This window comes from Halochromatium salexigens, assembly GCF_016653295.1.
In the GTDB taxonomy this organism is placed as follows: domain Bacteria; phylum Pseudomonadota; class Gammaproteobacteria; order Chromatiales; family Chromatiaceae; genus Lamprobacter; species Lamprobacter salexigens.
On the sequence record NZ_NHSF01000059.1, the window covers coordinates 85999 to 107614 of the forward strand.

The 21616-nt window shown below is 64.0% G+C and carries 25 protein-coding genes and 2 pseudogenes; 10 read left to right on the forward strand and 17 right to left on the reverse strand.

Annotation, left to right across the window (positions count from 1 at the left end; all coding sequences use genetic code 11):
- The first annotated feature begins 61 nt into the window (after nucleotides 1-61).
- Nucleotides 62-850 (forward strand): DUF2189 domain-containing protein, encoded by a 789-nt coding sequence (locus CCR82_RS10275; RefSeq protein WP_201245706.1) that lies wholly within the window; start codon nucleotides 62-64, stop codon nucleotides 848-850.
- A 98-nt stretch (nucleotides 851-948) separates the two neighbouring features.
- Entirely contained in the window at nucleotides 949-1614 is a 666-nt protein-coding gene (locus tag CCR82_RS10280; RefSeq protein WP_201246041.1) for a sulfotransferase family 2 domain-containing protein, read from the forward strand.
- A gap of 91 nt (nucleotides 1615-1705) precedes the next feature.
- Here CCR82_RS10280 and CCR82_RS10285 read toward each other — a convergent pair whose 3' ends face one another.
- The 8 genes from CCR82_RS10285 to CCR82_RS10315 all read right to left on the reverse strand — a co-directional run bounded on the left by CCR82_RS10285 (nucleotide 1706) and on the right by CCR82_RS10315 (nucleotide 7024).
- Nucleotides 1706-1942 (reverse strand): glutaredoxin domain-containing protein, encoded by a 237-nt coding sequence (locus tag CCR82_RS10285; protein ID WP_201245707.1) that lies wholly within the window; start codon nucleotides 1940-1942, stop codon nucleotides 1706-1708.
- 43 nt (nucleotides 1943-1985) lie between these two features.
- Entirely contained in the window at nucleotides 1986-2981 is a 996-nt protein-coding gene (locus tag CCR82_RS10290; RefSeq protein ID WP_201245708.1) for a tyrosine recombinase XerC, read from the reverse strand.
- A 4-nt stretch (nucleotides 2982-2985) separates the two neighbouring features.
- Nucleotides 2986-3678 (reverse strand): DUF484 family protein, encoded by a 693-nt coding sequence (locus tag CCR82_RS10295; RefSeq protein ID WP_201245709.1) that lies wholly within the window; start codon nucleotides 3676-3678, stop codon nucleotides 2986-2988.
- Nucleotides 3675-4508 carry a diaminopimelate epimerase gene (dapF, locus tag CCR82_RS10300; protein WP_201245710.1) on the reverse strand — a complete coding sequence of 278 codons (834 nt, stop codon included), beginning with the start codon at nucleotides 4506-4508 and terminating at the stop codon, nucleotides 3675-3677. The genes CCR82_RS10295 and dapF overlap by 4 nt, the downstream gene beginning before the upstream one ends.
- Nucleotides 4509-4579: 71 nt before the next feature.
- A complete protein-coding gene (lysA, locus tag CCR82_RS10305; protein WP_201245711.1) occupies nucleotides 4580-5908 on the reverse strand; it encodes a diaminopimelate decarboxylase in 1329 nt (442 codons plus the stop codon).
- A gap of 7 nt (nucleotides 5909-5915) precedes the next feature.
- Nucleotides 5916-6149, reverse strand: a complete 234-nt coding sequence (gene lptM, locus CCR82_RS10310; protein WP_201245712.1) for an LPS translocon maturation chaperone LptM — start codon at nucleotides 6147-6149, stop codon at nucleotides 5916-5918.
- Nucleotides 6150-6221: 72 nt separating this feature from the next.
- Nucleotides 6222-6350, reverse strand: coding sequence for a hypothetical protein (locus CCR82_RS18930; RefSeq protein WP_276570561.1), 129 nt, complete (start codon nucleotides 6348-6350; stop codon nucleotides 6222-6224).
- Nucleotides 6351-6481: 131 nt separating this feature from the next.
- Entirely contained in the window at nucleotides 6482-7024 is a 543-nt protein-coding gene (locus CCR82_RS10315) for a L,D-transpeptidase family protein (protein WP_242513398.1), read from the reverse strand.
- A 212-nt stretch (nucleotides 7025-7236) separates the two neighbouring features.
- Between CCR82_RS10315 and CCR82_RS10320 the strand changes: the two genes are divergently transcribed.
- The 8 genes from CCR82_RS10320 to CCR82_RS10355 all read left to right on the forward strand — a co-directional run bounded on the left by CCR82_RS10320 (nucleotide 7237) and on the right by CCR82_RS10355 (nucleotide 16615).
- Nucleotides 7237-8328: an alpha/beta fold hydrolase gene (locus tag CCR82_RS10320; protein ID WP_201245713.1), complete on the forward strand. Its 1092-nt coding sequence runs from the start codon at nucleotides 7237-7239 to the stop codon at nucleotides 8326-8328.
- A gap of 47 nt (nucleotides 8329-8375) precedes the next feature.
- Nucleotides 8376-9890 (forward strand): SDR family oxidoreductase, encoded by a 1515-nt coding sequence (locus tag CCR82_RS10325; RefSeq protein WP_201245714.1) that lies wholly within the window; start codon nucleotides 8376-8378, stop codon nucleotides 9888-9890.
- Between the two features lie 64 nt (nucleotides 9891-9954).
- Nucleotides 9955-10344 (forward strand): CBS domain-containing protein, encoded by a 390-nt coding sequence (locus tag CCR82_RS10330; protein WP_201245715.1) that lies wholly within the window; start codon nucleotides 9955-9957, stop codon nucleotides 10342-10344.
- Between the two features lie 104 nt (nucleotides 10345-10448).
- Nucleotides 10449-13046 (forward strand): ATP-dependent chaperone ClpB, encoded by a 2598-nt coding sequence (gene clpB, locus CCR82_RS10335; RefSeq protein ID WP_201245716.1) that lies wholly within the window; start codon nucleotides 10449-10451, stop codon nucleotides 13044-13046.
- Nucleotides 13043-13507 (forward strand): DUF29 domain-containing protein, encoded by a 465-nt coding sequence (locus CCR82_RS10340; RefSeq protein ID WP_201245717.1) that lies wholly within the window; start codon nucleotides 13043-13045, stop codon nucleotides 13505-13507. Before clpB ends, CCR82_RS10340 begins: the two co-directional genes overlap by 4 nt.
- A gap of 224 nt (nucleotides 13508-13731) precedes the next feature.
- Complete coding sequence (locus tag CCR82_RS10345; RefSeq protein ID WP_201245718.1) at nucleotides 13732-14004, forward strand: hypothetical protein; 273 nt, start codon at nucleotides 13732-13734, stop codon at nucleotides 14002-14004.
- 154 nt (nucleotides 14005-14158) lie between these two features.
- Entirely contained in the window at nucleotides 14159-15748 is a 1590-nt protein-coding gene (locus CCR82_RS10350) for a nitrilase-related carbon-nitrogen hydrolase (RefSeq protein ID WP_201245719.1), read from the forward strand.
- A 108-nt stretch (nucleotides 15749-15856) separates the two neighbouring features.
- Nucleotides 15857-16615: an MlaE family ABC transporter permease gene (locus tag CCR82_RS10355; protein ID WP_201245720.1), complete on the forward strand. Its 759-nt coding sequence runs from the start codon at nucleotides 15857-15859 to the stop codon at nucleotides 16613-16615.
- Nucleotides 16616-16883: 268 nt separating this feature from the next.
- On the opposite strand, the gene CCR82_RS10360 is transcribed toward CCR82_RS10355, so the two are convergent.
- The 9 genes and pseudogenes from CCR82_RS10360 to CCR82_RS10385 form a co-directional block, all read right to left on the reverse strand.
- Complete coding sequence (locus tag CCR82_RS10360) at nucleotides 16884-17132, reverse strand: AbrB/MazE/SpoVT family DNA-binding domain-containing protein (protein ID WP_201245721.1); 249 nt, start codon at nucleotides 17130-17132, stop codon at nucleotides 16884-16886.
- Entirely contained in the window at nucleotides 17125-17445 is a 321-nt protein-coding gene (locus CCR82_RS10365; RefSeq protein ID WP_201245722.1) for a hypothetical protein, read from the reverse strand. Before CCR82_RS10365 ends, CCR82_RS10360 begins: the two co-directional genes overlap by 8 nt.
- 225 nt (nucleotides 17446-17670) lie before the next feature.
- Nucleotides 17671-18735: an RNA-guided endonuclease InsQ/TnpB family protein gene (locus CCR82_RS10370; RefSeq protein ID WP_420827327.1), complete on the reverse strand. Its 1065-nt coding sequence runs from the start codon at nucleotides 18733-18735 to the stop codon at nucleotides 17671-17673.
- Nucleotides 18736-18822 (reverse strand): annotated as a pseudogene (locus tag CCR82_RS19350) (hypothetical protein); the annotation flags it as partial.
- Between the two features lie 46 nt (nucleotides 18823-18868).
- Nucleotides 18869-19327: pseudogene (locus CCR82_RS19355) on the reverse strand (IS607 family transposase); the annotation flags it as partial.
- A gap of 77 nt (nucleotides 19328-19404) precedes the next feature.
- Nucleotides 19405-19500: a hypothetical protein gene (locus tag CCR82_RS19360; RefSeq protein ID WP_420827328.1), complete on the reverse strand. Its 96-nt coding sequence runs from the start codon at nucleotides 19498-19500 to the stop codon at nucleotides 19405-19407.
- Between the two features lie 50 nt (nucleotides 19501-19550).
- A complete protein-coding gene (locus tag CCR82_RS19125; RefSeq protein ID WP_476702791.1) occupies nucleotides 19551-19700 on the reverse strand; it encodes a DUF6883 domain-containing protein in 150 nt (49 codons plus the stop codon).
- A 721-nt stretch (nucleotides 19701-20421) separates the two neighbouring features.
- On the reverse strand, nucleotides 20422-20907 hold the full coding sequence (locus tag CCR82_RS10380) for an Lcl C-terminal domain-containing protein (protein ID WP_201245725.1): 486 nt from the start codon (nucleotides 20905-20907) through the stop codon (nucleotides 20422-20424).
- A 322-nt stretch (nucleotides 20908-21229) separates the two neighbouring features.
- Nucleotides 21230-21595, reverse strand: coding sequence for a four helix bundle protein (locus tag CCR82_RS10385; protein ID WP_201245726.1), 366 nt, complete (start codon nucleotides 21593-21595; stop codon nucleotides 21230-21232).
- Nucleotides 21596-21616 lie beyond the last annotated feature (21 nt).

Sequence of the window (21616 nt, forward strand, 5' to 3'; positions counted from 1 at the left end):
AGTGTCGAGTCAAGATAATAAACGCTTGTTACCAAACACCAAAGCACCGGAGGATTTCGCGATGGAGCAGACCACCGTCGCCGCCGATGTCCATGTCGAGGACATCACTGTCAATCAGATCAGTCTGTCCCACCCTTGGGAATGGCTCGAAAAGGGCTGGCGCGACATGATGAACGCGCGCCGTTACAGCTTCACCTACGGGGCGGTCATCGTCTTGATCAGCGGGCTGATGACGCTCGGCCTGACGGGCGAAGGGCTGTTCTACATCGTGCCTTTCCTCGCTGCGGGTTTCTACCTGCTCGCGCCCATCATCGGCCTTGGCCTGTATCAGATGAGCGCCCACCTCGAGCGCAGTGAGCCGATCAAGTTCTGTAGCGCGCTCGAGGCCTGGCGCAGCAATCAGGCTCAGCTTGGCGTGATCACCGCCGGCCTGTTGATTATCATGCAGTTTTGGATGATGTCCAATTTCGTGCTCTTCGCGCTGCTGTTCAATGGCATGCATCCGCCGCTGGAAAACTTCTTCGGCGCCGTCTTCCTCTCGGGACAGCACAATGCGTTCGCGTTCGCGAGCCTGGCGGTCGGCTTCACGCTGGCCTGGGTGGCTTACGCGATCAGCGCCATCTCGGTGCCGATGCTGATCGACCGCAAGGTCGACGGCTTCACCGCGATCCGCACCAGCGTCAGGGCGGTGACGCAGAACTGGGCACCGATGGCGCTGTGGGCGGTGCTGATCGTGTTCTTCATCGGCCTCGGCCTGGTGACCTTCTACATCGGCCTCGCAATCGCGATGCCGCTGGTCGGTCACGCCACCTGGCATGCCTATCGCGATCTGGTGCCGGCCGAGCACTGACACGCAGTTGCTGGCTTGCGGGGGGAGCGCCAATCCTGGCATTGGCGCTTGGCTGCTGGCATGGCAGCAGTCCCATGAACGGCGGTATACAATGCCGCATGCTGCTCTCCCCCAAGCACCAGTTCCTGTTCATCCATATCGCCAAGACCGGCGGCACCAGCGTGCGCGCGGCGCTGGCGCGCCGGCGCTGGGCCGATCCCTGGTATTGGCCGATGTTCGCCTGCAGCCGGCTCAGCCATCTCAGCGGCCATCGCATCGCCACCAAGCTGCCGCGCCATGCCAAGGCCATTGCCGCCAAGGAGTTGCTTCCGCGCGAGGTCTTCGAGGCGCTGTTCAAGTTCGCCTTCGTGCGCAACCCTTGGGATCTGCAGGTCAGCTCCTTTCACCATATTCGCCGCGAGCGCCCACGGTATCTCGGTGGCCATGAGGCGTTTCCGGCCTTCCTGCGCTGGAAGCTCGACCCCGAGCGCCCGCCGCAATATCACCTGGACACCTCGATCGAACTGCAGAGCGATTATCTGATCGACTTGCACGGGAAGCTGATCGTCGACTTCATCGGCCGTTATGAACGCCTGGAGCAGGACTTCAGCGAGGCCTGCGCACGGATTGGCATCGCCCCGCCCAGGCTCCCACACCGCCGCCAGGCCAACGACCGCCGCGCCGATTACCGCGCCTACTACGATGATCAGACCGCCGAGCTGGTCGCGCGACACTTCGCGCCCGATATCGAGCGCCTTGGCTATCGCTTCGATCCCGCCCCATGACGGGCCTGAGCGACAGCGATTACCGGCATCTGCTCAACGAGCTGGAGAAGAACTATCTGCTAGCGCTGCGGAATGCGCCTGAACACAGTCATTAGCGACCATGCGTCGCACGCTCGTAGAGATTGAGAAAAGCCTGCTCGGAGAATCCATCCAAGCGTTGGTCACCCACCAGGAGCGTCGGCACGCCCCGGGCACCCAGGCGTTGCAGGGCCTTACGCGCCTTGGGGCTGCGCCCGACATCGAGTTCGCTGAAAGGGATCTGGCGCGCCTCGAGAAAGGCCTTGGCGCGACGACAGTGCGCGCACCCCTGGCTCGTATAGAGCAACACGCGCGGGGTGCTGGATCTGCCGGTCCGCGAGCGGCCCATCGGCTCAGCGGCGTTTGCGCGCGCGCGGGTGCGCCTGGTCGTAGACCTGGGCGAGATGCTGGAAATCGAGATGGGTATAGACCTGCGTGGTGGCGATATCGGCATGCCCGAGCAGCTCTTGCACCGCCCGGAGATCACCCGATGACTCCAGGAGATGGCTGGCGAACGAATGACGCAACAGGTGCGGATGCAAGTGGCGATGGGCGCTGCGCTGCTGCGCCCAATGCTTCAGGCGCGCCTGCACCGTGCGCGGATGGATGCGCCGCCCACGGGAACTGACGAACAAGGCCGGCTCATCCCGCGCGGCGAGCAGCGGGCGCACGCCAAGCCAGGCATCGATGGCCCGCAGCGCGGCCTTGCCCACCGGCACTCGGCGCGTCTTCGCGCCCTTGCCGACAACGGTGAGCATGGCCTCGGCGGGGTCGATATCGCGCACATCGATCGCGATCAGCTCCGCCAGGCGCAGTCCGGATGAATAGAACAGCTCGACCATCGCCGTGTCGCGCAACGCCAGGGGCTCATCATCGGCGCTCGCCTCAGACCTCGCTTCGGGTTCGGCCTCAGATCCAGGCGGACCATCGCCCTCCCCGTCGCCAACGCCAGCGCCTGCCGTATCGGCATCCAGCAGCGCACTGAGCGTATCGGCATCCAGGTTTCCCGGCAGCCGGCGCGGGCTCTTTGGCGCTCGCAGTCCGCGCACCGGATTGTTGATCACCAGACGCTCGCGCAACAGAAAATCGAAGAAGCCGCGCAAGGCCGACAGCTCCCGGGCCAGAGTGCGACCGCCAATGCCGCCGCGATGGCGGGCCGCGAGGTAGCCGCGAATCGCCTCATCGCGCAGATCGGCCCAGGCATCGAGGCCCTGCTCGAGCCGCCAACGGCGGATGCGCTCGAGATCGCGCCGATAGTTGCTCAGGGTATGCGGTGAGGCCCGTCGCTCGCTGGCGAGATGCGCGAGAAAACGTGCGAGCAAGGGATCGGGTGCCGGCTCCTCGCTCATCGACTCAGCCCGCTCGCCCGCGATGGGCCAGGTCCGCCAACTTGGCGCCGGCAATGGCGCCGAGACGCTCGAGCAACTCAGTGCCCATATCTGGGGTGAACCGCTTCGGATCGGCGCTGCCAATCGCCAGCACCCCGGTATGTTCATGCGCATGCAGCGGCACCAGCGCGGCGGAATGGATCGCCACCGCAAGCGGGCCAAAGAGCGTCTCGGCCTGCTCCGGCGCGAAAGGGCCGCAGAGACAACGGTCACGGTCGACGAAATCGACGAAATCGCGCACCCGTGGATCCCCCGAGCGCTGCTCGCGTTGCTCGGCCTCGAGCGGAAACAACTTGACCGCGACCGCATCCGCCTTGAAATGCTCGCACAGCGCCTGCTCGAGCACCTGCAAGGCGTGTTGCAGATCAGGCGCCACGATCAGGCGCAGGGTCAACGCATGCAGGCGTTCGAGCAGAGCCTCGTAGTCATGCGCGCGCGCGACCAGGTGACGCAACCGGCCGCGCTCATTGGCCAGTTGCTCGCGCAGCACCGCCACCTGGCGCTCGATCAGCGAGGTCGCACTACCGCTGCCATGCGGCACATCGAGCTTGGCCAACACGGCCGGATGCCGCAGCAGGAAGTCAGGATGATGCACCAACCAGGCCGCCACGCGCTCGTCGTTGACCACCTGGTCCAGCTCATCGGTGAGACGATTCATCGGTCGATTTCTCCATCGAAAACACGCGTGGCCGGCCCGGTCATCGTCACCGGGGAGCCTTCGCCGGGCCATTCGATCAGCAGGGTTCCGCCCGGCAGGCTGACCTCGACACGCTCCTCGAGTTCACCCCAGAGGCGGCCGATGACCATCGCCGCGCAGGCGCCGGTGCCACAAGCCAGGGTCTCGCCAACACCTCGCTCCCAGACCCGCAGCCGGATCGCCGCGGCATGCTGGCGCTGCATGAAACCGACATTGGCCCCGCGCGGGAACAGCGGATCGCGCTCGATGCGCGGGCCGAGTTCGGCGACCGGTGCCTGCTCCAGATCATCGCTGACCGACAACACCGCATGCGGATTGCCCATCGACACGGCCCCTATGCGCAGTGCTCGACAACCGGCACCGAGATCGTAGGCCGGCGCGCGCGAGCGCGCCAGGAGCGGGATCTCGGCCGGTGCGAAGCGCGGCACGCCCATATCGACGCTGACCTGACCGTCGGCGCGCAGCTGCAGGCTGATCGCTCCCGCCGCCGTGCCGACCCGGATCAGATCCGCCTCGGCGAGCCCTTCATCGCGCACATAGCGCGCGAAACAGCGCGCGCCATTGCCGCATTGCTCGACCTCGGTGCCATCGGCATTGAAGATGCGATAGTGGAAGGCGGTTTCGGGCAGGCGCGGCGGCTCGACCAGCAGCACCTGATCGCAGCCGATGCCAAAATGGCGATCGGCGAGCTGGCGAATCTGCTCGGCGTCAAGTTCGATGCGTTGGCGGATCGCGTCGATGACGACGAAATCATTGCCCAACCCCTGCATCTTGGTAAAACGCATCCGCATTCAGGACCGCCCGCACGCTGGCGCATGCGCGAGGAACGATGCCCTGGGCGCGATGATCTCGCGACAGTGCCTCATGGCAAGGTCTCCTCGCCGGCGAACAACTCACTCAACGTCTCGCGGCGGCGCACCAGATGGGCCTGATCGCCATCGACCATCACCTCGGCGGCGCGCGGGCGGCTGTTGTAATTGGAACTCATCGAGAAGCCATAGGCACCGCTACCGCGAATCGCCAGCAGATCCCCCTCGGCCAACGCCAGCCGGCGCGCGCGGCCGAGGAAGTCGCCGGTTTCGCACACCGGGCCGACGATCTCGTACAGCTCGGGCGAAGGCGTAGGGCGTGTATTCGGGTCGGCGGCCTGATCCGCAACGGGGGCCGGCGTCGAATCTGGCCGCAGCTCTGACTTCGGATCGGGATCGGGGCGCCGCACCGGCACGATTTCCTGCTCGGCGCCGTAGAGGGCCGGGCGCAACAGATCGTTCATCGCCGCATCGACGATGGCGAAGCGGTGCGTCGGCGTCGGCTTCAGATATTCGACGCGCGTCAACAGCACGCCGGCATTGCCGGCGATCGCACGCCCCGGCTCCAGGATCACCTCGAACGCGCGCGCGCCGAGCCGCTCCGAGAGGGCTGCGGCGTAGGCCGCTGGCAACGGCGGATCTTCGTCGGTATAGCGGATGCCGAGCCCACCGCCCAGGTCCAGGTGCTCGATCGTGATCCCCTGCGCGGCGAGCCGATCGGCCAGCAGGAGCACGCGCTCCAGCGCATCGATGAACGGCCCCAGGCTGGTCAGCTGCGAGCCGATGTGGCAATCGATGCCAACCACGCGCAACCCCGGCTGCTCGGCCGCGTGCCGATACACGGCCTCTGCCGCCTCGATGTCGATGCCGAACTTGTTCTCCTTGAGTCCGGTGGAGATGTAGGGATGCGATTGGGCGTCGACATCCGGGTTGACCCGCAGCGAGACCGGCGCCACGACACCGCGCTCGATGGCGAGCGCGTTGATGCGCGCCAGCTCGGATTCGGACTCGACGTTGAAGCAGCGGATGCCGACCTCGAGCGCGCGCTCGATCTCGTCGGCACGCTTGCCGACCCCGGAGAAGATGACCTTGCCCGGATCGCCGCCGGCCGCCAACACCCGCTCCAGCTCGCCGACCGAGACGATGTCGAAACCAGCCCCCAGGCGCGCGAGCAGATTCAGCACCGCCAGATTGGAGTTGGCCTTGACCGCGAAACAGATCAGGTGCGGGCGGGTGCCCAAGGCGTCATCGAACGCCCGCCAATGCCGCGACAGGGTCGCGCGCGAGTAGACGTAGCAAGGGGTGCCGAAGCGCTCGGCGATGGCCTGCAATGGAACCTGCTCGGCATGGAGCTGGTTCCCCTGATAGTGGAAATGATCCATGTCGGGGTCAGCGCTGGTCAGGCAGTGGTCGGAAGGTTGCGGTCGCGGGCGCGGGCGGCGGCACGGGCACATCATCGCGCGCCTCGCGCCCCGCCGCCGAGGCATCTGGAGCGGGGGTCGCCGCTTCGGACTCCGCATCCGGCAGGTACAGCGGACCCTTTTGACCACAGGCGGTCATCATCTGCCCCAACGCAAGGATGGTGATGACGAGGTACAGCAGCGAGCGAGCCCAGCAATGCATGGTTCAATCGTGTCGGATCGCGTGTCGTCGAGCACGCAGCCGGGCTCGTCCCGGCTGCTCAGCCCAGGCGACTTACTTGCCGATCACGCCTTTCACGAAGCCGACCACCTTGTCTTGTGTCTCCCTGGCCCAGGGCGGCTGCGGCCAGTTCCAACCAATGATGATGCCGACGGCAACCCAAAACACAGCGATGAGTAACATCTTCGACCTCCGCCGCACGCTGGCGGCCTCTAGAACGGTGAATGGAAGGCCCGTGAAGTATGAATGACTTCGAGCACCTGAGCCACCTTTGGGCGAGCTCCGATCCGGCGAGCCAGGGCCCGTCCGGCGCGCTAGGGCAAGAGCGTAATCGGTGTGCCATCAGCCACCAGCGCCCAGATCTCGTCCATCTCCTCGTTGCCGACCGCGATACAGCCGTTGGTCCAGTCCTGGCGCCGGTACTCCTCGGCCAGACGCGGCGAGGACAGCCAGTTGGGGAGCCCGTGGATCATGATCATGCCCCCGGGCGAGACGCCCAGCGCACGCGCGACCGTGCGATCCAGGTCATTCGGATAGGAGACATGGATCGACTTATGGAAGGCGCTGTTCGGATTGCGCCAGTCGAGCACATAGTTGCCCTCCGGCGTGCGCTCATCGCCCTCCTGCACCTTGTGACCGCGCGGCTGGTCCCCCAGCGAGATGCGATAGGTGCGATACACCTCGCCATCCTTGTGCAGCTCGAGCCTGCGCTCGGCCTTCCTGACCAGCACCCGATCGACGTAGGGGCTGCGTTCAGGCTCCGGTTCCGGCTTGGACGCGCAGCCAACGGCGAACAGCATCCACAGGCTGAACCAGCACACGAGTCGGCGGCTGCGCGCCCGACAGAGCCCGATCATCGACAATCGCATCGTTGTGAACGCGTTAAGCGAGAAACATCAGGTGGATTCTACGCAAGGTGCGCACCTGGAGATAGCCCATCGCGTGAATTTCGCTCGCTGACCCCAGATCAGTCGCTGCACGCCCGCGATTCGACAGCCCAACCCGGCGCCTGTGCTAGCATCCGCGATGCCTTTACACCTGATCGAGCACTGGCTGAGCCTTCCTCCCGATGCGAATCCTGCTGCGAATCCTGTCGAGCCTCTTGCTGCTGGTGGTCCTGTTTGGACTGCTCGCGGTTGTGCTCGGCCCTTTTCTGGTCAGTCCCAATCCCGCGCCTGGCGTCGCTGACGCCAGCACCGTCGCGGCACCCGAGAGCCGATTCATCCAGTTGCCCACGGGCCAGGACGACACCCAGACCTTCCATCTCTTCGCCCGTCCCGGCCCTGAACGTCCGGCCCGCCCAGCCCAACCGGACCAAACCCAACAGCCCCCGGGCAATGCCTCCACTTCGCCCGACACCGCGCCCGCCTTCGTGCTATTGCACGGCTTCACCTTCAACCTCTTCACCTGGAACCGGCTGTTCGATGCGTTCGCGCAGCACGGGGCAGTCGTCGCCTACGACCAACTGCCCTATGGCCTGAGCGCGAAGCCGGTGCCCGATGCCGAGCGTGGCGATCCCGACCTCTACAGCAAAGCGGCGGCGCTGGAGCAGTTGTTCGCCCTGCTCGACACCCTGGAGCTGGAGCGCGTCATCCTGGTCGGCAACTCCTCGGGTGGCACCCTGGCGCTGGAGGCCGCGCTCGCGCAACCCGAACGCGTCGCCGGCCTGATCCTGATCGCGCCCTGGGTGTACTCCCAGCGGCCGATCCTGCCGGACTGGCTGGTCGAGCTGCCGCAGATGCAACGCCTCTCGCTGGCCCTGGCGCGCTACCTTGGCAGTCAGAGCCCACTGCTCGATTATTCCTACGCCGACCCCACACGGATCGACGAAGAGCGCCGCGCATTGACCAGCGCGCATCGGCTGCTGGCCGGCTGGGATCTGGCCTGGGGCGCGTTACTGAAACGCTCGCTGAGCGATCCTGTCACCATCGCCGAGCGGCTCGACGCGATCACTCAGCCGGCACTGGTGCTCACTGGCGATGCGGATCAGGTGGTTCCGGTCAGCGATACCGCCGCCACCGCCGAGGCCCTCGCGAACGCCACACTCGTGACCTTGCCCGCTTGCGGCCATCTGCCGCAAGAGGAATGTCCGGCCCAAGTCGAGGCCGCCGTCAGCGCCTGGCTCGAAGCGCGCGGACTGGCCCCGGCACCGACACGCTGAGCCGCTGCAGCAGGTCGAGGCAGCCATCCACAGCAGGAGCAGGCGATATGACCGACACGACCGAGCAGACCCCACAGACGAGCCCAACTGCGAAGCGCGCCGCAGACGATGCGCCCGCCCCCCGCTGCCTAGTGTTCGGCGCCAGCGGCTACATCGGCAGTCATCTGGTGCCACGCCTGCTGCAGGAAGGCATCGCGGTGCGCACGAGCAGCCGCAACGCCGCCACACTCGCGGCGCGCGGCTGGGACGGCGCCGAAATCGTCGTCGCCGACGCACTCGACCCGGCGAGCCTGGACCAGGCGCTGGCCGGTATCGAGATCGCCTACTACCTGGTGCACTCGATGGCCGCCGGCAAGGACTTCGGCCGGCTCGATCTGGAGGCGGCGGCCAACTTCGCCGCCGCCGCCGAGCGCGCCGGGGTCAAGCGCATCGTCTATCTCGGCGGCCTGGTGCCGGACGACGCCGAGAGCGAGCACATCGTCTCGCGCCGCGATACCGGCGATGTGCTGCGCCGTGGATCGGTGCCGGTCACCGAGCTGCGCGCCGGGATCATCGTCGGCCCCGGCTCGGCGGCGTTCGAGGTCATGCGCGATCTGGTCTATCACCTGCCGGTGATGATCACGCCGCGCTGGGTGCAGTCCCAATCGCCGCCGCTGGCGCTCGACAATCTGCTCATGTACCTGGTGCGGTTGCCGCAGATCGACGCCGCCGAGGGCCGCATCTTCGATGCCGGCGGATCGGAGACCCTGACCTATCGACAGATGATGCGCATCCTCGCCGAGGTCGGCGGCCGTCGCCCACCGTTGATCATCCCGGTGCCGGTCCTGACCCCGAAGCTGTCGGCCTACTGGCTGCGCTTCATCACCGCCGTGCCCACCAACATCGCCCGCGCCCTGATCGAGGGGCTCAAGCACGATTTTTCCGCCGACGATGCCGAACTCAAACGCCTGGTCCCGCAACAGTTGCTCGGCTTCCGCGAGGCGGTCGAGGCGGTCTTCGCGGCCGAGCGCGAAAGTTCACCGATCGTCGCCCGCTGGACGGAAGGAGCCTTCGCCGTGCGTCAACAACGCATCGACTATGCCTATTACGCCAAACGCGCCGGCGGTAGCGCCGAGACCAGCGCACCGCCGAGCGTCGTGTGGGCGCTGGTCTCCGGCATCGGCGGCGACGAGGGCTGGTACTACATGAATGGCCTCTGGCAACTGCGCGACCTGCTGGATTGGCTCGCCGGTGGCCCCGGCGGGCAGCACGGCCGCCGCCATCCGACCGATCTGCGCGTCGGCGATCGCATCGGCTCCTGGAGCGTGCTCGGCGTCGAGCCCGAGCGCCGCCTGAGCCTGGCCTTCGGCATGCGCGCGCCGGGCGCCGGCATGCTGGAATTCGACCTCGAGCCGCGCGCCGATGGCGGCACCAAGCTCAGCATCACTGCTTACTGGCATCCGGCCGGCGTCTGGGGGCTCGCCTACTGGTACAGCTTCCAGCCGGTCCATCGGTTCATCTTCAGCGGCACCGCGCGTGCGATCTGCCGCCGCGCCGAGGCACGGGCCAACACTGGCGACTGAGGCCCGCAATCGCCGCTCGGCCACCACACCAACCAACGAGAACGACGACCCAAGGAGACCCACCATGCACGTCAGCGACTACATGACCGCAACCCCAGTGACCATCGAGACCAGCGCCGACTACCAGGAGGCGTTTCAGATCATGCAAGAGCGCGATCTGCACCACCTGCCGGTGGTGAACGCCGCAGGCGCCGTCACCGGCATCCTGACCCGACGCGATCTGCAACTGGCCGCGCGCTGCTTCAAGGAGGCGCCGGCCGAAGTCGGCGAGGTGATGCACAGCCCGGTCACCACCATCGCTCCCGATGCCGATCTCGCCGCTGCGGTCGAGCGCATGCGCAGTGACCGGATCGGCTGCCTGCCCGTCTCGACGGATGGTGGCCAGAACATCGTCGGCATCATCACCGAGACCGACCTGCTGCGCGCACTCGCACAACTGCTCGCAGAACGCTGAGCGGTTGTCGCCATAGCCAGCACGCCAGGCCCAACACCTGCTTGAATTCTCGTTAGAGTCGCCGCAACTCGGTCATAACCTTAGTGTTTGTCGGAGATAAGCAGATGAGAATGGACAAGCTGACAAGCAAGTTCCAAATGGCCCTGGCCGATGCACAAAGCCTGGCGGTCGGGCGTGACCATCAATTCATCGAGCCCGTGCATCTGATGGTGGCGCTGCTCGATCAGGACAGCGGCACCGTGCGCCACCTATTGGCACAGGCCGATGTCAGCGTCAACCGGCTGCGCTCGGCGCTCGGCGAGGCGCTCGAGCGCCTGCCGCAGGTCTCGGGCAGCGGCGGCGATGTGACCGTCTCCAATGCCTTGGGTAAACTGCTCAACCTGACCGATAAGCTGGCCCAATCGCGCAACGATCAGTACATCAGCTCCGAGCTGTTCGTCTTGGCCGCACTGGAGGACAAGGGCGAGCTTGGCAAGCTCTTGCGCGAGGCCGGTGCCAGCAAGGGCGCGCTCGAGAAGGCGATCGAAAGCCTGCGTGGCGGCGAGGCAGTCAACGACCCCAACGCCGAGGAGCAGCGCCAGGCACTCGAAAAATACACCATCGACATGACCGAGCGCGCCGAGCAGGGCAAGCTCGATCCGGTGATCGGCCGCGACGATGAGATCCGCCGCACGATCCAGGTGCTCGCGCGCCGCACCAAGAACAACCCGGTGCTGATCGGCGAGCCTGGCGTCGGCAAGACCGCCATCGTCGAGGGGCTGGCGCAGCGCATGGTCAACGGCGAGGTGCCCGAGGGGCTCAAGACCAAGCGTCTGCTGGCACTCGACATGGCCGGACTGATCGCCGGCGCCAAATTCCGCGGCGAGTTCGAGGAACGCCTCAAGGCCGTGCTCAACGACATCGCCAAGCAGGAAGGCGACGTGGTGCTGTTCATCGATGAGCTGCACACCATGGTCGGTGCCGGCAAGGCCGAGGGCGCGATGGACGCCGGCAACATGCTCAAGCCGGCGCTGGCGCGCGGTGAATTGCACTGCATCGGCGCGACCACGCTCGATGAGTACCGCAAGTACGTCGAGAAGGATGCGGCGCTCGAGCGGCGCTTCCAGAAGGTGCTGGTCGACGAGCCCAACGTCGAGGACACCGTCGCCATCCTGCGCGGGCTCAAGGAACGCTACGAAGTCCATCACGCGGTCGAGATCACCGATCCGGCGATCGTCGCCGCCGCCACGCTCTCGCATCGCTACATCACCGATCGCCAGCTCCCGGACAAGGCGATCGATCTGATCGACGAGGCCGCCTCGCAGATCCGCATGGAGATCGACTCGATGCCCGAGGAGATGGACAAGCTCGACCGGCGGCTGATCCAGCTCAAGATCGAGTGCGAGGCGCTGAAGAAGGAATCCGACGAGGCCTCGAAGAAGCGCCTCGGCGACCTCGAGGAGCAGATCGGCAGGCTCGAGCGCGAGTTCTCGGACCTGGACGAGATCTGGAAGTCGGAGAAGGCTGCGGTCCAAGGCACCGCCCATATCAAGGAGGAACTCGACCGCGCCCGCGTGGAGATGGAAACGGCGCGCCGCGCCAGCGACCTCACGCGCATGTCCGAGCTGCAATACGGGCGCATCCCCGAACTCGAGAAGCGGCTCGAATCCGCCGCCGAGGCTGAGGGCACCGCGACCCAGCTGCTGCGCAACAAGGTCGGCGCCGAGGAGGTCGCGCAGATCGTCTCCAAATGGACCGGCATCCCGGTGAGCAAGATGCTCGAGGGCGAGCGCGACAAGCTGCTGAAGATGGAGGGCGAGATCGAACAACGCGTGATCGGCCAGCAGGAGGCGGTGCGCGCGGTCAGCGATGCGATCCGCCGCTCGCGTGCGGGCCTGTCTGATCCCAATCGCCCGATCGGCTCCTTCCTGTTCTTAGGCCCCACCGGTGTTGGCAAGACCGAGCTGTGCAAGGCGCTCGCCTCGTTCCTATTCGACACCGAAGAGGCGATGGTGCGCATCGATATGTCCGAGTTCATGGAGAAGCACTCGGTCGCGCGGCTGATCGGTGCCCCGCCCGGCTATGTCGGCTATGAGGAAGGCGGTTACCTGACCGAGGCGATCCGCCGTCGGCCCTATGCGGTGATCCTGATGGATGAGGTCGAGAAGGCGCACCCGGACGTGTTCAATATCCTGCTGCAGGTGCTCGATGATGGGCGGCTCACCGATGGCCAGGGCCGCACGGTCGATTTCCGCAATGCGGTGATCGTCATGACCAGCAACCTCGGCTCCGACATCATCCAGCAGAAGGCTGGCGAAGCGCAGTATGGCGAGATGAAGGACGCGGTGATGGAGATCGTGCGCCAGGCCTTCCGCCCCGAGTTCATCAACCGGCTCGATGAAATCGTGGTCTTCCATCCGCTCGACGAGGCGCAGATCCGGGCGATCGCTGGCATCCAGATCGGCTATCTGAAGGAGCGACTGGCCGATCGCGACATGGGGCTCACCATCAGCGATGCCGCGCTCGACCTGCTCGGCGAGGCTGGCTTCGACCCGGTCTATGGCGCGCGCCCGCTGCGCCGTGCGATCCGCGCCCAGCTCGAGAACCCGCTCGCGCAGCAGATCCTTGCCGGCAAGTTCGCCCCCGGCGATACGATCGAGGTCGATGCGCGCGATGGGCAGTTGCTGTTCGAGTCGGTGGTCGAGGGGGAGCTGGTCGAATGACTGACCTTGCCAGGCTTTACCAAACCGATTACGCCGTCTGGGCACAGCGCAACGCCGAACTCTTGCGGGAGCGACGCTTCGAGGAGCTCGATATCGAGCATCTGCTGGAGGAGCTCAGCGATACGAGCAAGAGCGATCGCCGCGAGCTGTTCAGTCGGCTGCTGGTGCTACTGGCCCATCTGCTGAAATGGGAGTACCAGTATGCTCAGCTCAGCGAACGCTGGCGCGAATTCGATGGGCGCAGCTGGCGCGCGACCATCGTTGAGCAGCGCGAGCAACTCGCCGGCTTGCTGCGTCAATCGCCCGGCCTCCAATCCGCGATCGAGGACATCATCACGGAAGCCTATCCGGCGGCCGTGCGGCTCACTTGCAAGCAGACGCAACTGCCGGTGTCCACCTTCCCCGAGCACTGCCCTTACAGCCGCGCGCAGCTCTTCGATGATGATTTCTACCGCTCATAAATGCCTGAGATAATCGAAATAATCTGTCCTTATCCCAGCCATGTTCACGCCGTCAACACCAGTGCGGGCGAACCCGTCTTACCTGACTCTTGCGTGCGTTTAAGGTCTCGCCTGAGCGCGTCGCGACCATGATTGGCACTTGGTTATCGCGCCTGAACGAACCTTAAAGAGCCGCTCAAGGTCTGTCAAGTTGTCAAGGACAGCGCCTACGAGGCTATGCGCCCATGAAGCCTGACACCCGCACCGCGATGCATGAACTCATCGCACAGGTGCGCGAGACGCTCCCCTTCGACGCACCAGCGACGCAAACCTGCAGCGGCGAGTGCCGAGGCTGCTCGCTGAAGCTGCTCGACTACCTCGATGGCGAGTTGTGCGGCTGGGAGCAACGCCTCGAAGCCGGCGACACACCAAATTTTGGCGACCTCTCACGACTGGCGAAGACCAGCCGTAAGGTCTATGCCGCGCTCGAAAAGAACGGGTTCTCTGACCGTCGCTAAAGACGCGCGTCCGGCTCGAACAAACACTAGGCATGCCGTCCATCGCTCGGGCGCCTCGCCCGCGACATCGATGCGCCGACTGACTCGACTCGGTCGCATGATGGTATCGTTCCCGGCATCGAGCCAGCCTTCTTCACACCAGCATCCTGAACGCATGAACGACACCGCCGACAGCCTCGCCCAACTCCATGTGCGCGCCGCCACCCCGCGCGACGTTCCCGCCATCCGCGCCCTGTTCGAGCGCGCCTATGCCGGCAGCGGGGTCAGCAGCTACAGCGCGGCGATGCTGCGCGGTCAGATCAACAAGTTTGCCGAGGGCCAATTCGTCGCCGAGTACCACGAGGATGAGGGCGCGCGCCTGATCGGCTTCTGCTCCAGCTTCCTGGTCAGCGGCGAGATCGCCCTGAAGCCGCACGGCTGGAACTGGATCACCGGCAGCGGCTACGCCTCGCGCCACGACCCGGATGGCGATTACCTCTATGGCATGGAGGTCTGCGTCGATCCCGAATACCGCGGGCTGCGGATCGGCCAGCGCCTCTACGACGAGCGCAAGAAGCTGGTCCAGTCGCTGGCGCTCAAGGGCATCATCTACGGCGGTCGCCTCCCCTCGCTGGACGCCGCGCTGACACGCGATGAGGACCCCTACGAGAGCCCGCAAGCCTATGTCGAGGCGGTGGTGGAAGGCCGCGAGCGCGATCCGGTGCTGACCTTCCAGTTGCGCAACGACTTCCAGGTCATCGGCCTGATGCCGGGCTACTGGCCCGAGGACAAGCAATCGCGCGGCTACGGGGTGCATTTGCTGTGGCGCAACCCACACGCGCCGGACGAGGAGGAGGAGGCGCGCGCCAAGCACTATGGCGGTCGGCTGATGGATACAGTGCGCGTCGCCACCGTCCAGTATCAGCAGCGGCGGGTCAAATCGTTCGACGAATTCCTCGACATGCTGCGCTACTTCGTCGACGTCACCGCCGACTATCGCGCCGACTTCTGCGTCTTCCCGGAGCTGTTCTCGTTGCAATTGCTCTCGATGGAGGATCAGGAACTCTCACCGGCCGAGGCCATCGAGGCCCTCACGCATTACACCGATCCGATCAAGGACGCGCTGCGCGAGATGGCGATGCGCTACAACATCAACATCATCGCCGGCTCGCATCCGACCAAGATGGACAACGGCCGGGTCGAGAACATTTGCTATATCTGCCTGCGCAGCGGCGAGGTCCATGAGCAGGCCAAGATCCATCCGACCCCGAACGAGGTCTACTGGTGGAACATCGAGGGCGGCAACGAGCTGGCCGCGATCAACACCGACTGTGGCCCCATCGGCGTGCTGATCTGTTACGACGCCGAGTTCCCGGAGCTAGCCCGGCATCTGGTCGATCAGGGCGCGAACATCATCTTCGTGCCCTTCTGCACCGATGAGCGCCAATCCTATCTGCGGGTGCGCTACTGCGGTCAGGCACGCGCGGTCGAGAACCAATGCTATGTCGTCATGTCCGGCAACTGCGGCAATCTGCCCAACGTCGCCAACATGGACATCCAGTACGCGCAGAGCTGTATCCTGACGCCTTGCGACTTCCCCTTCGCGCGCGATGGCATCGCCGCCGATACCACGCCCAATGTTGAGACCGTCGCCTTCGCCGATCTCGGGCTCAAGGCGCTGCGCGAGGCGCGCAACTCCGGTACCGTGCAAAACCTCAAGGATCGCCGCCATGATCTCTACACCACGGTTTGGCGCGAGCGTTAGTCGCGACAGCTCAGGATGCCACTGAGCTTTTCCGACCTCGGCGCGAGGAGCGTCGGTCGAGGTCGCATCGGCCGGGCATGGCCCGACAGACACCGGCAGCAGCCAGCGATGCGCGCCCGCCTGAACGCACTCGAACGCCTCGGCCTGGCAGCGGTGACGCTCCTGCTCTGCCTGCAACTCTACCTCGGCATCCTCTTGGGCCGCGCCCAACTCGATCTGCCGGCGCTCGCGCGCGCGTTGCGCCAAGCCGGGCTCTCGGTGCTGCCGGCGCTGACCCTGGTCGCTGCCGCCGCTGGCGTCATCCTTGGCCATCAGGCGGCGCGGTTGCTCGCCGAGATCGACCTGCCCAGCCTGATCCTGGTGCCGGTGATCTACGCGGTGGTGATGGAGCTGATCCCGCTGTTGGTCGGGGTCCTGGTCGCGGGTCGGGCCGGTGTCGCGCTCGCCGCGCGGCAAGCGACGCTGGTCTCCAGCGGCAAAGTCGATGGGCTGTTGGTGAGCGGCATCAACCCGATCCAGTTCACCACCGGGCCGGTGCTGCCGGCGATGCTGGCGATGTCCTTCGCGCTCTGCGTGTGGGGCAATCTGGTCGCGCTGAGCGCGGCGCTGCTCTGGCTGTGGGTGGTGGCCGATGTGCCGCTCTATCTCTTCAATGATGCGCTGCGCCAAGCCCTGGCTCCGAGCGATCTGCTCGAGGCCCTGGGCAAGCCACTCCTGTTCGCGCTCGTGATCGCCTTGATCGCCACCACCAACGGCATCGCCGCCGGCCGCGACGTGGCTGGTGTCAGCCAGGCCGCGACCGATACCATGATCGGTGCCGTGACCGCGATCCTGCTCATCGACCTCGCCTTCGTGCTGATGCGCTGATGGCGAACCTCCCAGCGACGTTTCAGAGACTTGCCGACAACATGTGGCATGCGGGTGTCGATGCGCCCCAACGCGGCGCTGAGTCGGTTGCGGGTGGTCTCGAGGTGGGCCTGTTCTTGGGATTCGGTCCCTGAGCTGAACAACGGATATCTCGGGTTTCGGTGCCGATAGCCGAGGATGATCTGTGCCTGGAATTCCACCAGTGCGGCCTTGCCGTTCGGATTGTGCGCTGCCGTGAACAGCACATTGGCGTCTAGGAACACGCGCATCAGGTGTTTTGCAGACGCTCGAGAATCCGTCTGCGCTCACCGGCCGAGAGCGCATCGGCGCGGTCCCATTCGGCGATCTGCGCATCCGTGTAGTGCTCAAGCTCCAACACCGCGGCGGGTTTCAGCCGCAATTCGCCTCCGCATTCCTCAACGATCACGGCGCCACCCGGCTTGATCCCCAGATGCTTGCGCATGCCTGCGGGCAGGGTGACTTGCCCGCGACTGGAAACCGTCAGGACTTCACGCATCGGATGCTCCGATTGTCTGAATGTCAGGATTGCAGATTAGCAGAAGCGGGTAGGCCGTGCGCGGCTCGACGACGGGCGTGTCAGGGTCTTGATCGGCGGCCGGCGACTGGCGCAGCGCGCGGATGGAGGCCAGCTTGCGGTAGGTGACGGAGTGGCTGTTGAGCTCGTCGAGCGCCCAGGCGTCGAAGACGGCGCCGCTGGCCTTGAAGCTGAGCAGGTTGTGGGCGACGAGGTCTTCGAGTCCGTCGGGACGCGGCTCCGGGGAGCCAGCGCGCTGAACCGCTTGCGGACAACCCAATTCGGTAATCTCCAACTCTGATGCGGTAGAAGCCGGATGCGCCGGCGAGCTTTCTTAGCTCAGTAATTGCGTCCAGCGCGTCAGCGGTTTCCATCTGCTCAAGCACCGTTTTTACTGCAGCAAGCACGGCCCGGTCTCGAATCTTCTTCAGGTCACGCACAAAGCTCGACCGAAAAGTGACCTTCAACCCGCGTCCTCCAGCACCTTGAACACAGACTGATTCTGTTTCGTTAACATACGCTAACGCGCACCCTCGATGAGGATGGGTGAATCCACCAAAGCCCGCAGGAAAATCCCACGAGCGCCATTCTCGTCGCGTTCCATTTCGATACCGTTCGAGCGAATGACCTTTGCAGCACCGATGTTGACGATCTCACCCGTCCAGCTCGCTGTCTTCGATGTGTACGCCTCGCAGACGCGCACCAGCGTCTTCCCACGTTCGATGCACTTCTGCTCGAGCCGTTGGCTGAACCGAAAGTGTGCAAACGAGAGGAGGCTGCGGACGGACTTACGGCGGAGCTTTCGCCCAGCCTTTGTCGTCATCTGCTTGGTCTCAAACGTCGGCAGCAGGATGACATCGAAGTTATCCGTTAGAAAACGAGCGACTTTCCAATGGAGTTCGTCGATCAGTTGCTTGATCTTGCGTCGGATGGCATCGGCCGCTCTCGTAAAAGACAGGCGTTTGCGTTTCCCTTCCGCTTTGTCGCGACGAGACAAGAGACGGTCCAGATGATGCGCTAGACGCACGATCCTCTGGAAATCGTCTTGCCCTAGATGACCGGCGTGATGGTCGCTAAAGAATGTCTGGAATGTTCTCACCCCCGGGTCAAGGGCCACCAGACGGCCTTGGTTCTCGGCTGCATCTGATTCTTTTAGAACCGGGAGGGAGACGTACCACTTGTTGGCAAACTTGATGACGCGACCATCACGCAGACTCATCGGTAGCGCCTCTGCGAATTTGACTTCGCCCAAGGCGCTAACGTTGAACCCACGTCTGTCCTTTGACCACTGATCATTCCTGAGAAAGAACGATTGCTGCGCATCCTTGCGGGATTTGTAGCGGCACCGGCTGAACTCGCCCGTGCGCTTGAACGTTGCGATCGCTTGTTTGATGGTCTGGCAGGCTTCTGCGACAGCACCATCGCGGATGGCTCGCGGACAGTCCTTTGTCCAGGGATATTCCTCAGCTAGATGGGGGATCAGGTACTTCTTGATCGCCATGAAGTTCGGGTGGACGATCCGAAGATTCAGCAGCCAAATCGTCTCGTTGTAGACGAACCGATAGGTGCCGATCCAGGCGTTCAGCCGCTTCTCTTGCGAGCGCGTGGGTCGCATTCGGATGCGCTTCGCCCGTGTGATCGGTTCGTCTGTCTTGTCCGCCAGCGAAGCCATGAAGGATGGCCAGTAGGTCTTCGGCGAGTTCGCGTTCGGGTTCTCTTTGATGGTCACTGAGAACCACGAGTTCGCTGCCGCAGTCGCGGATAATCCACTCAATGAGGTCACATCCGACACGGGCGAGTCGGTCCTTGTGGGCAACCACAACCGTGAGCTTCTCTCCGCGCAGGACGCGTCCCAGTACGGATTGAAGCCCTTGACGCTGATCGTTGAGGGCGGAGCCGATGTCTTGGACGATGTCGGCTTCGGGGAAGCGTTCTCGCATCGACTGGACTTGTCGCTCGAGGTCGGGCTTCTGCGCGGGCGAAGACGCGCGGCAATAGCAGACGACAGTGGGCGTGGTCTCGACGGTGGCTCCAAGGTAGGAGTCGACATCGAACCGACGCTGCCCGCTGGCAGTGCGGTAGGTGCTAATGCGTCCTTCGTCGGCATATTTTCGGAGGGTGTTGGCATGGAGTCCTAGGATCTTAGAGGCTTCTCGTGAGGGTACATACCTTGGCATGTGCGCTTCGCGTTTGGTTTGTTATGTTGATGTAAGTTAGTATACTAACACCTGGGTTTTAACTCTGTCTTCATCGCTCAAGCCACGTAGCAACTGGTCAATCGGGGGAAGTCCTCTCCGTGGCGGACGATCCATGCAGACAGCACCGTTGCCGCACCGCGCGCGGTCCGCATCGAAAACCGGACCACATAGACGTCTCCGAATCCATTGTCCCCCTTGGCAATCACCGCAAGAGGTCGGCGTTGGTCAGCGTGATGCCTAAGGCGGACTCGAACACACGCGCCTTGTGTCGCCCCTCGCCATGGGCTGGATTGAGCACGTAGTCTTCCAGCTTCGTGCCCAACTCTGCCCGATGTCCGTTTGGAAGGCCCATTTTGCAACGCCTATCATCGATGCCGGCTAGGAGACCCGATCGCGGCCCCGCTGACGCCAAAAATGCCGGACTCTCCCAGCGCCCCTAACAAGTCGGGGTCAATGCAGACAATGTTGGAACCTTCCGCCATGCTCGCCGTATATCGACCGCGTTGGCGGAGGTCGTCGTCGGCCACGCTTTCGCAGGTTGGCAGCAGCCTTTAACCGGTTTCAATCACAGTTCATCGCTCGAGTCTAGCAGTTCGAGGCGATCTTCTACGCGGCAAAGCTGATGCCAATGGACAACCCGACTCGGTCGCTCCCAAGGTTGACGCGACAAAAAAGCCGATGCGCAGCGAGCTTTCGCAAGTCACACATTGACTCAAGGCAAAGCAGCCGTTTTTGATCGCCCTGATTGTGCGAACAGCACACGAAGCCTCGCGGCGGATGCGCACCTGCCCTTGTTCACTCGTGGTTGGCGCACTTCCAATCCGCAAACCGTCAGCAGCACTGTTCGGCTGAGCTGCCATGGGAAGATTTTTCTATGGTTTTAGGAGCGGTCACGGCTAGTGCAACGCTGCTGAAGTCCCGATACATGCTGACCACTCACACCATTGTCGATATTGGAGCTTGGGCACTTTCTGGTGGTATCGAATCTTTGGCAGCGTTGCACTAGATGCATTATGGGTAGCGCCCCCAACCGGCATCAGTGCTGCGAGATCAATGCATGACAAAAGACAAAATCACTGTTCCGCACGCATGATGAGGCGAACGCGCTCGCCGCCGTACTTACTGCCGTAGTCGACGCCGCCATGGACGAAATTGACGTGCCACGCGCTGTACGAATTGCTGGCATACGGCGACGAAGACCAGAACCAGTTAGAGGGTGTATTCGGAAAAAAATCCTCATTGATCGCTGGATCGTAGCAGCGTCGCTCGACCAGTGACGCCAGCTCATTCTTATTCGGCAGGCGCCACTGATCACTGTCGGCAGCTCGCAGCAGCGCCGCTTGCCAGGAGAAGGTCTCGGCGCTGCCGGTGGCGCAGCCCGTCCCGCTCAGCCCTTCCGCGCATTGTTTCCAGATCAGCCCGGTCTCCCGATCGGTGACGGTACCGTTACCGTTGTCTCGAAAACGACTGTCGGGAGCGGTCGCGACCACCACCTCGTTGCAGGTCCGCTCGGCGTGCGTCGCGACCATGAACAGGCTCAAGCCAAGGGCGGTCAGCATGCGCGTCATAAGTCCAGTCATCTGGGCCTCTCTTCTGTTTCGTGAATTCAATAATGAGACGCTGGTCAAGCCCGTGCCCGAAGCAACGAACCATCACCAGGGCCAATGTGCAGGTCACGCAAGACACGGCGCTTCATGCTGCCGGGCAGATAGCCCTCCTCGGCGGCAAACATTCTTATTGTTTTTGTTGACGTTGCCATGGTTGAAATTGACGTTCCACGCGTTGTTCGAATTGTTGGCATTCGGCGACGAAGACCAGAACCATCGAACGCATTACCGATACACTTCGGCTAGCGGGGCGCATCCATTCGGTAGCACCCCGTTAGACAGGACATGCCAGGCCCGGCACAAGTGTGCGCCAACCGCCACTTTGTTTACCGACGGCAACGACCAATTCGCTGATGGCCTGAAAGTGCTTGAAGCTCTGGAAGGCTTGCAATTCCTTGCCAAGCTGGATCTGGAGCTTGAGATCATCGACCGCCTCGACTAACTGCGTCACGCGAGCAACCTGATCGTCACCGCGTGGTGCGGCACGACGGACCAACTGGCAAATGGCCATGGCTTGGCGGCGCAGGTCCGTGCCCAAGGTGTATTTGTGATAGCGCGGAAAGTCGCGCATCGCTTGCTCGATGGCGAGCAGCAGCCGGTTGGCATCACGCCAGAGCGGGAAATGCTGCGGCTGTCTCACCAATCACCCGAATCACTGCTG

Excerpts from the sequence above, each read along its gene's own strand:
- CCR82_RS10275 (WP_201245706.1), top strand. The coding sequence starts at position 62 with ATGGAGCAGACCACCGTCGCCGCCGATGTCCATGTCGAGGACATCACT.
- CCR82_RS10280 (WP_201246041.1), top strand. The coding sequence starts at position 949 with ATGCTGCTCTCCCCCAAGCACCAGTTCCTGTTCATCCATATCGCCAAG.
- CCR82_RS10290 (WP_201245708.1), bottom strand. The coding sequence starts at position 2,981 with ATGAGCGAGGAGCCGGCACCCGATCCCTTGCTCGCACGTTTTCTCGCG.
- CCR82_RS10295 (WP_201245709.1), bottom strand. The coding sequence starts at position 3,678 with ATGAATCGTCTCACCGATGAGCTGGACCAGGTGGTCAACGACGAGCGC.
- dapF (WP_201245710.1), bottom strand. The coding sequence starts at position 4,508 with ATGCGGATGCGTTTTACCAAGATGCAGGGGTTGGGCAATGATTTCGTC.
- lysA (WP_201245711.1), bottom strand. The coding sequence starts at position 5,908 with ATGGATCATTTCCACTATCAGGGGAACCAGCTCCATGCCGAGCAGGTT.
- lptM (WP_201245712.1), bottom strand. The coding sequence starts at position 6,149 with ATGCATTGCTGGGCTCGCTCGCTGCTGTACCTCGTCATCACCATCCTT.
- CCR82_RS18930 (WP_276570561.1), bottom strand. The coding sequence starts at position 6,350 with ATGTTACTCATCGCTGTGTTTTGGGTTGCCGTCGGCATCATCATTGGT.
- CCR82_RS10315 (WP_242513398.1), bottom strand. The coding sequence starts at position 7,024 with ATGATCGGGCTCTGTCGGGCGCGCAGCCGCCGACTCGTGTGCTGGTTC.
- CCR82_RS10320 (WP_201245713.1), top strand. The coding sequence starts at position 7,237 with ATGCGAATCCTGCTGCGAATCCTGTCGAGCCTCTTGCTGCTGGTGGTC.
- CCR82_RS10325 (WP_201245714.1), top strand. The coding sequence starts at position 8,376 with ATGACCGACACGACCGAGCAGACCCCACAGACGAGCCCAACTGCGAAG.
- CCR82_RS10330 (WP_201245715.1), top strand. The coding sequence starts at position 9,955 with ATGCACGTCAGCGACTACATGACCGCAACCCCAGTGACCATCGAGACC.
- clpB (WP_201245716.1), top strand. The coding sequence starts at position 10,449 with ATGAGAATGGACAAGCTGACAAGCAAGTTCCAAATGGCCCTGGCCGAT.
- CCR82_RS10340 (WP_201245717.1), top strand. The coding sequence starts at position 13,043 with ATGACTGACCTTGCCAGGCTTTACCAAACCGATTACGCCGTCTGGGCA.
- CCR82_RS10345 (WP_201245718.1), top strand. The coding sequence starts at position 13,732 with ATGAAGCCTGACACCCGCACCGCGATGCATGAACTCATCGCACAGGTG.
- CCR82_RS10350 (WP_201245719.1), top strand. The coding sequence starts at position 14,159 with ATGAACGACACCGCCGACAGCCTCGCCCAACTCCATGTGCGCGCCGCC.
- CCR82_RS10355 (WP_201245720.1), top strand. The coding sequence starts at position 15,857 with ATGCGCGCCCGCCTGAACGCACTCGAACGCCTCGGCCTGGCAGCGGTG.
- CCR82_RS10360 (WP_201245721.1), bottom strand. The coding sequence starts at position 17,132 with ATGCGTGAAGTCCTGACGGTTTCCAGTCGCGGGCAAGTCACCCTGCCC.
- CCR82_RS19360 (WP_420827328.1), bottom strand. The coding sequence starts at position 19,500 with ATGCGGACCGCGCGCGGTGCGGCAACGGTGCTGTCTGCATGGATCGTC.
- CCR82_RS19125 (WP_476702791.1), bottom strand. The coding sequence starts at position 19,700 with ATGGGCCTTCCAAACGGACATCGGGCAGAGTTGGGCACGAAGCTGGAA.
- CCR82_RS10380 (WP_201245725.1), bottom strand. The coding sequence starts at position 20,907 with ATGCTGACCGCCCTTGGCTTGAGCCTGTTCATGGTCGCGACGCACGCC.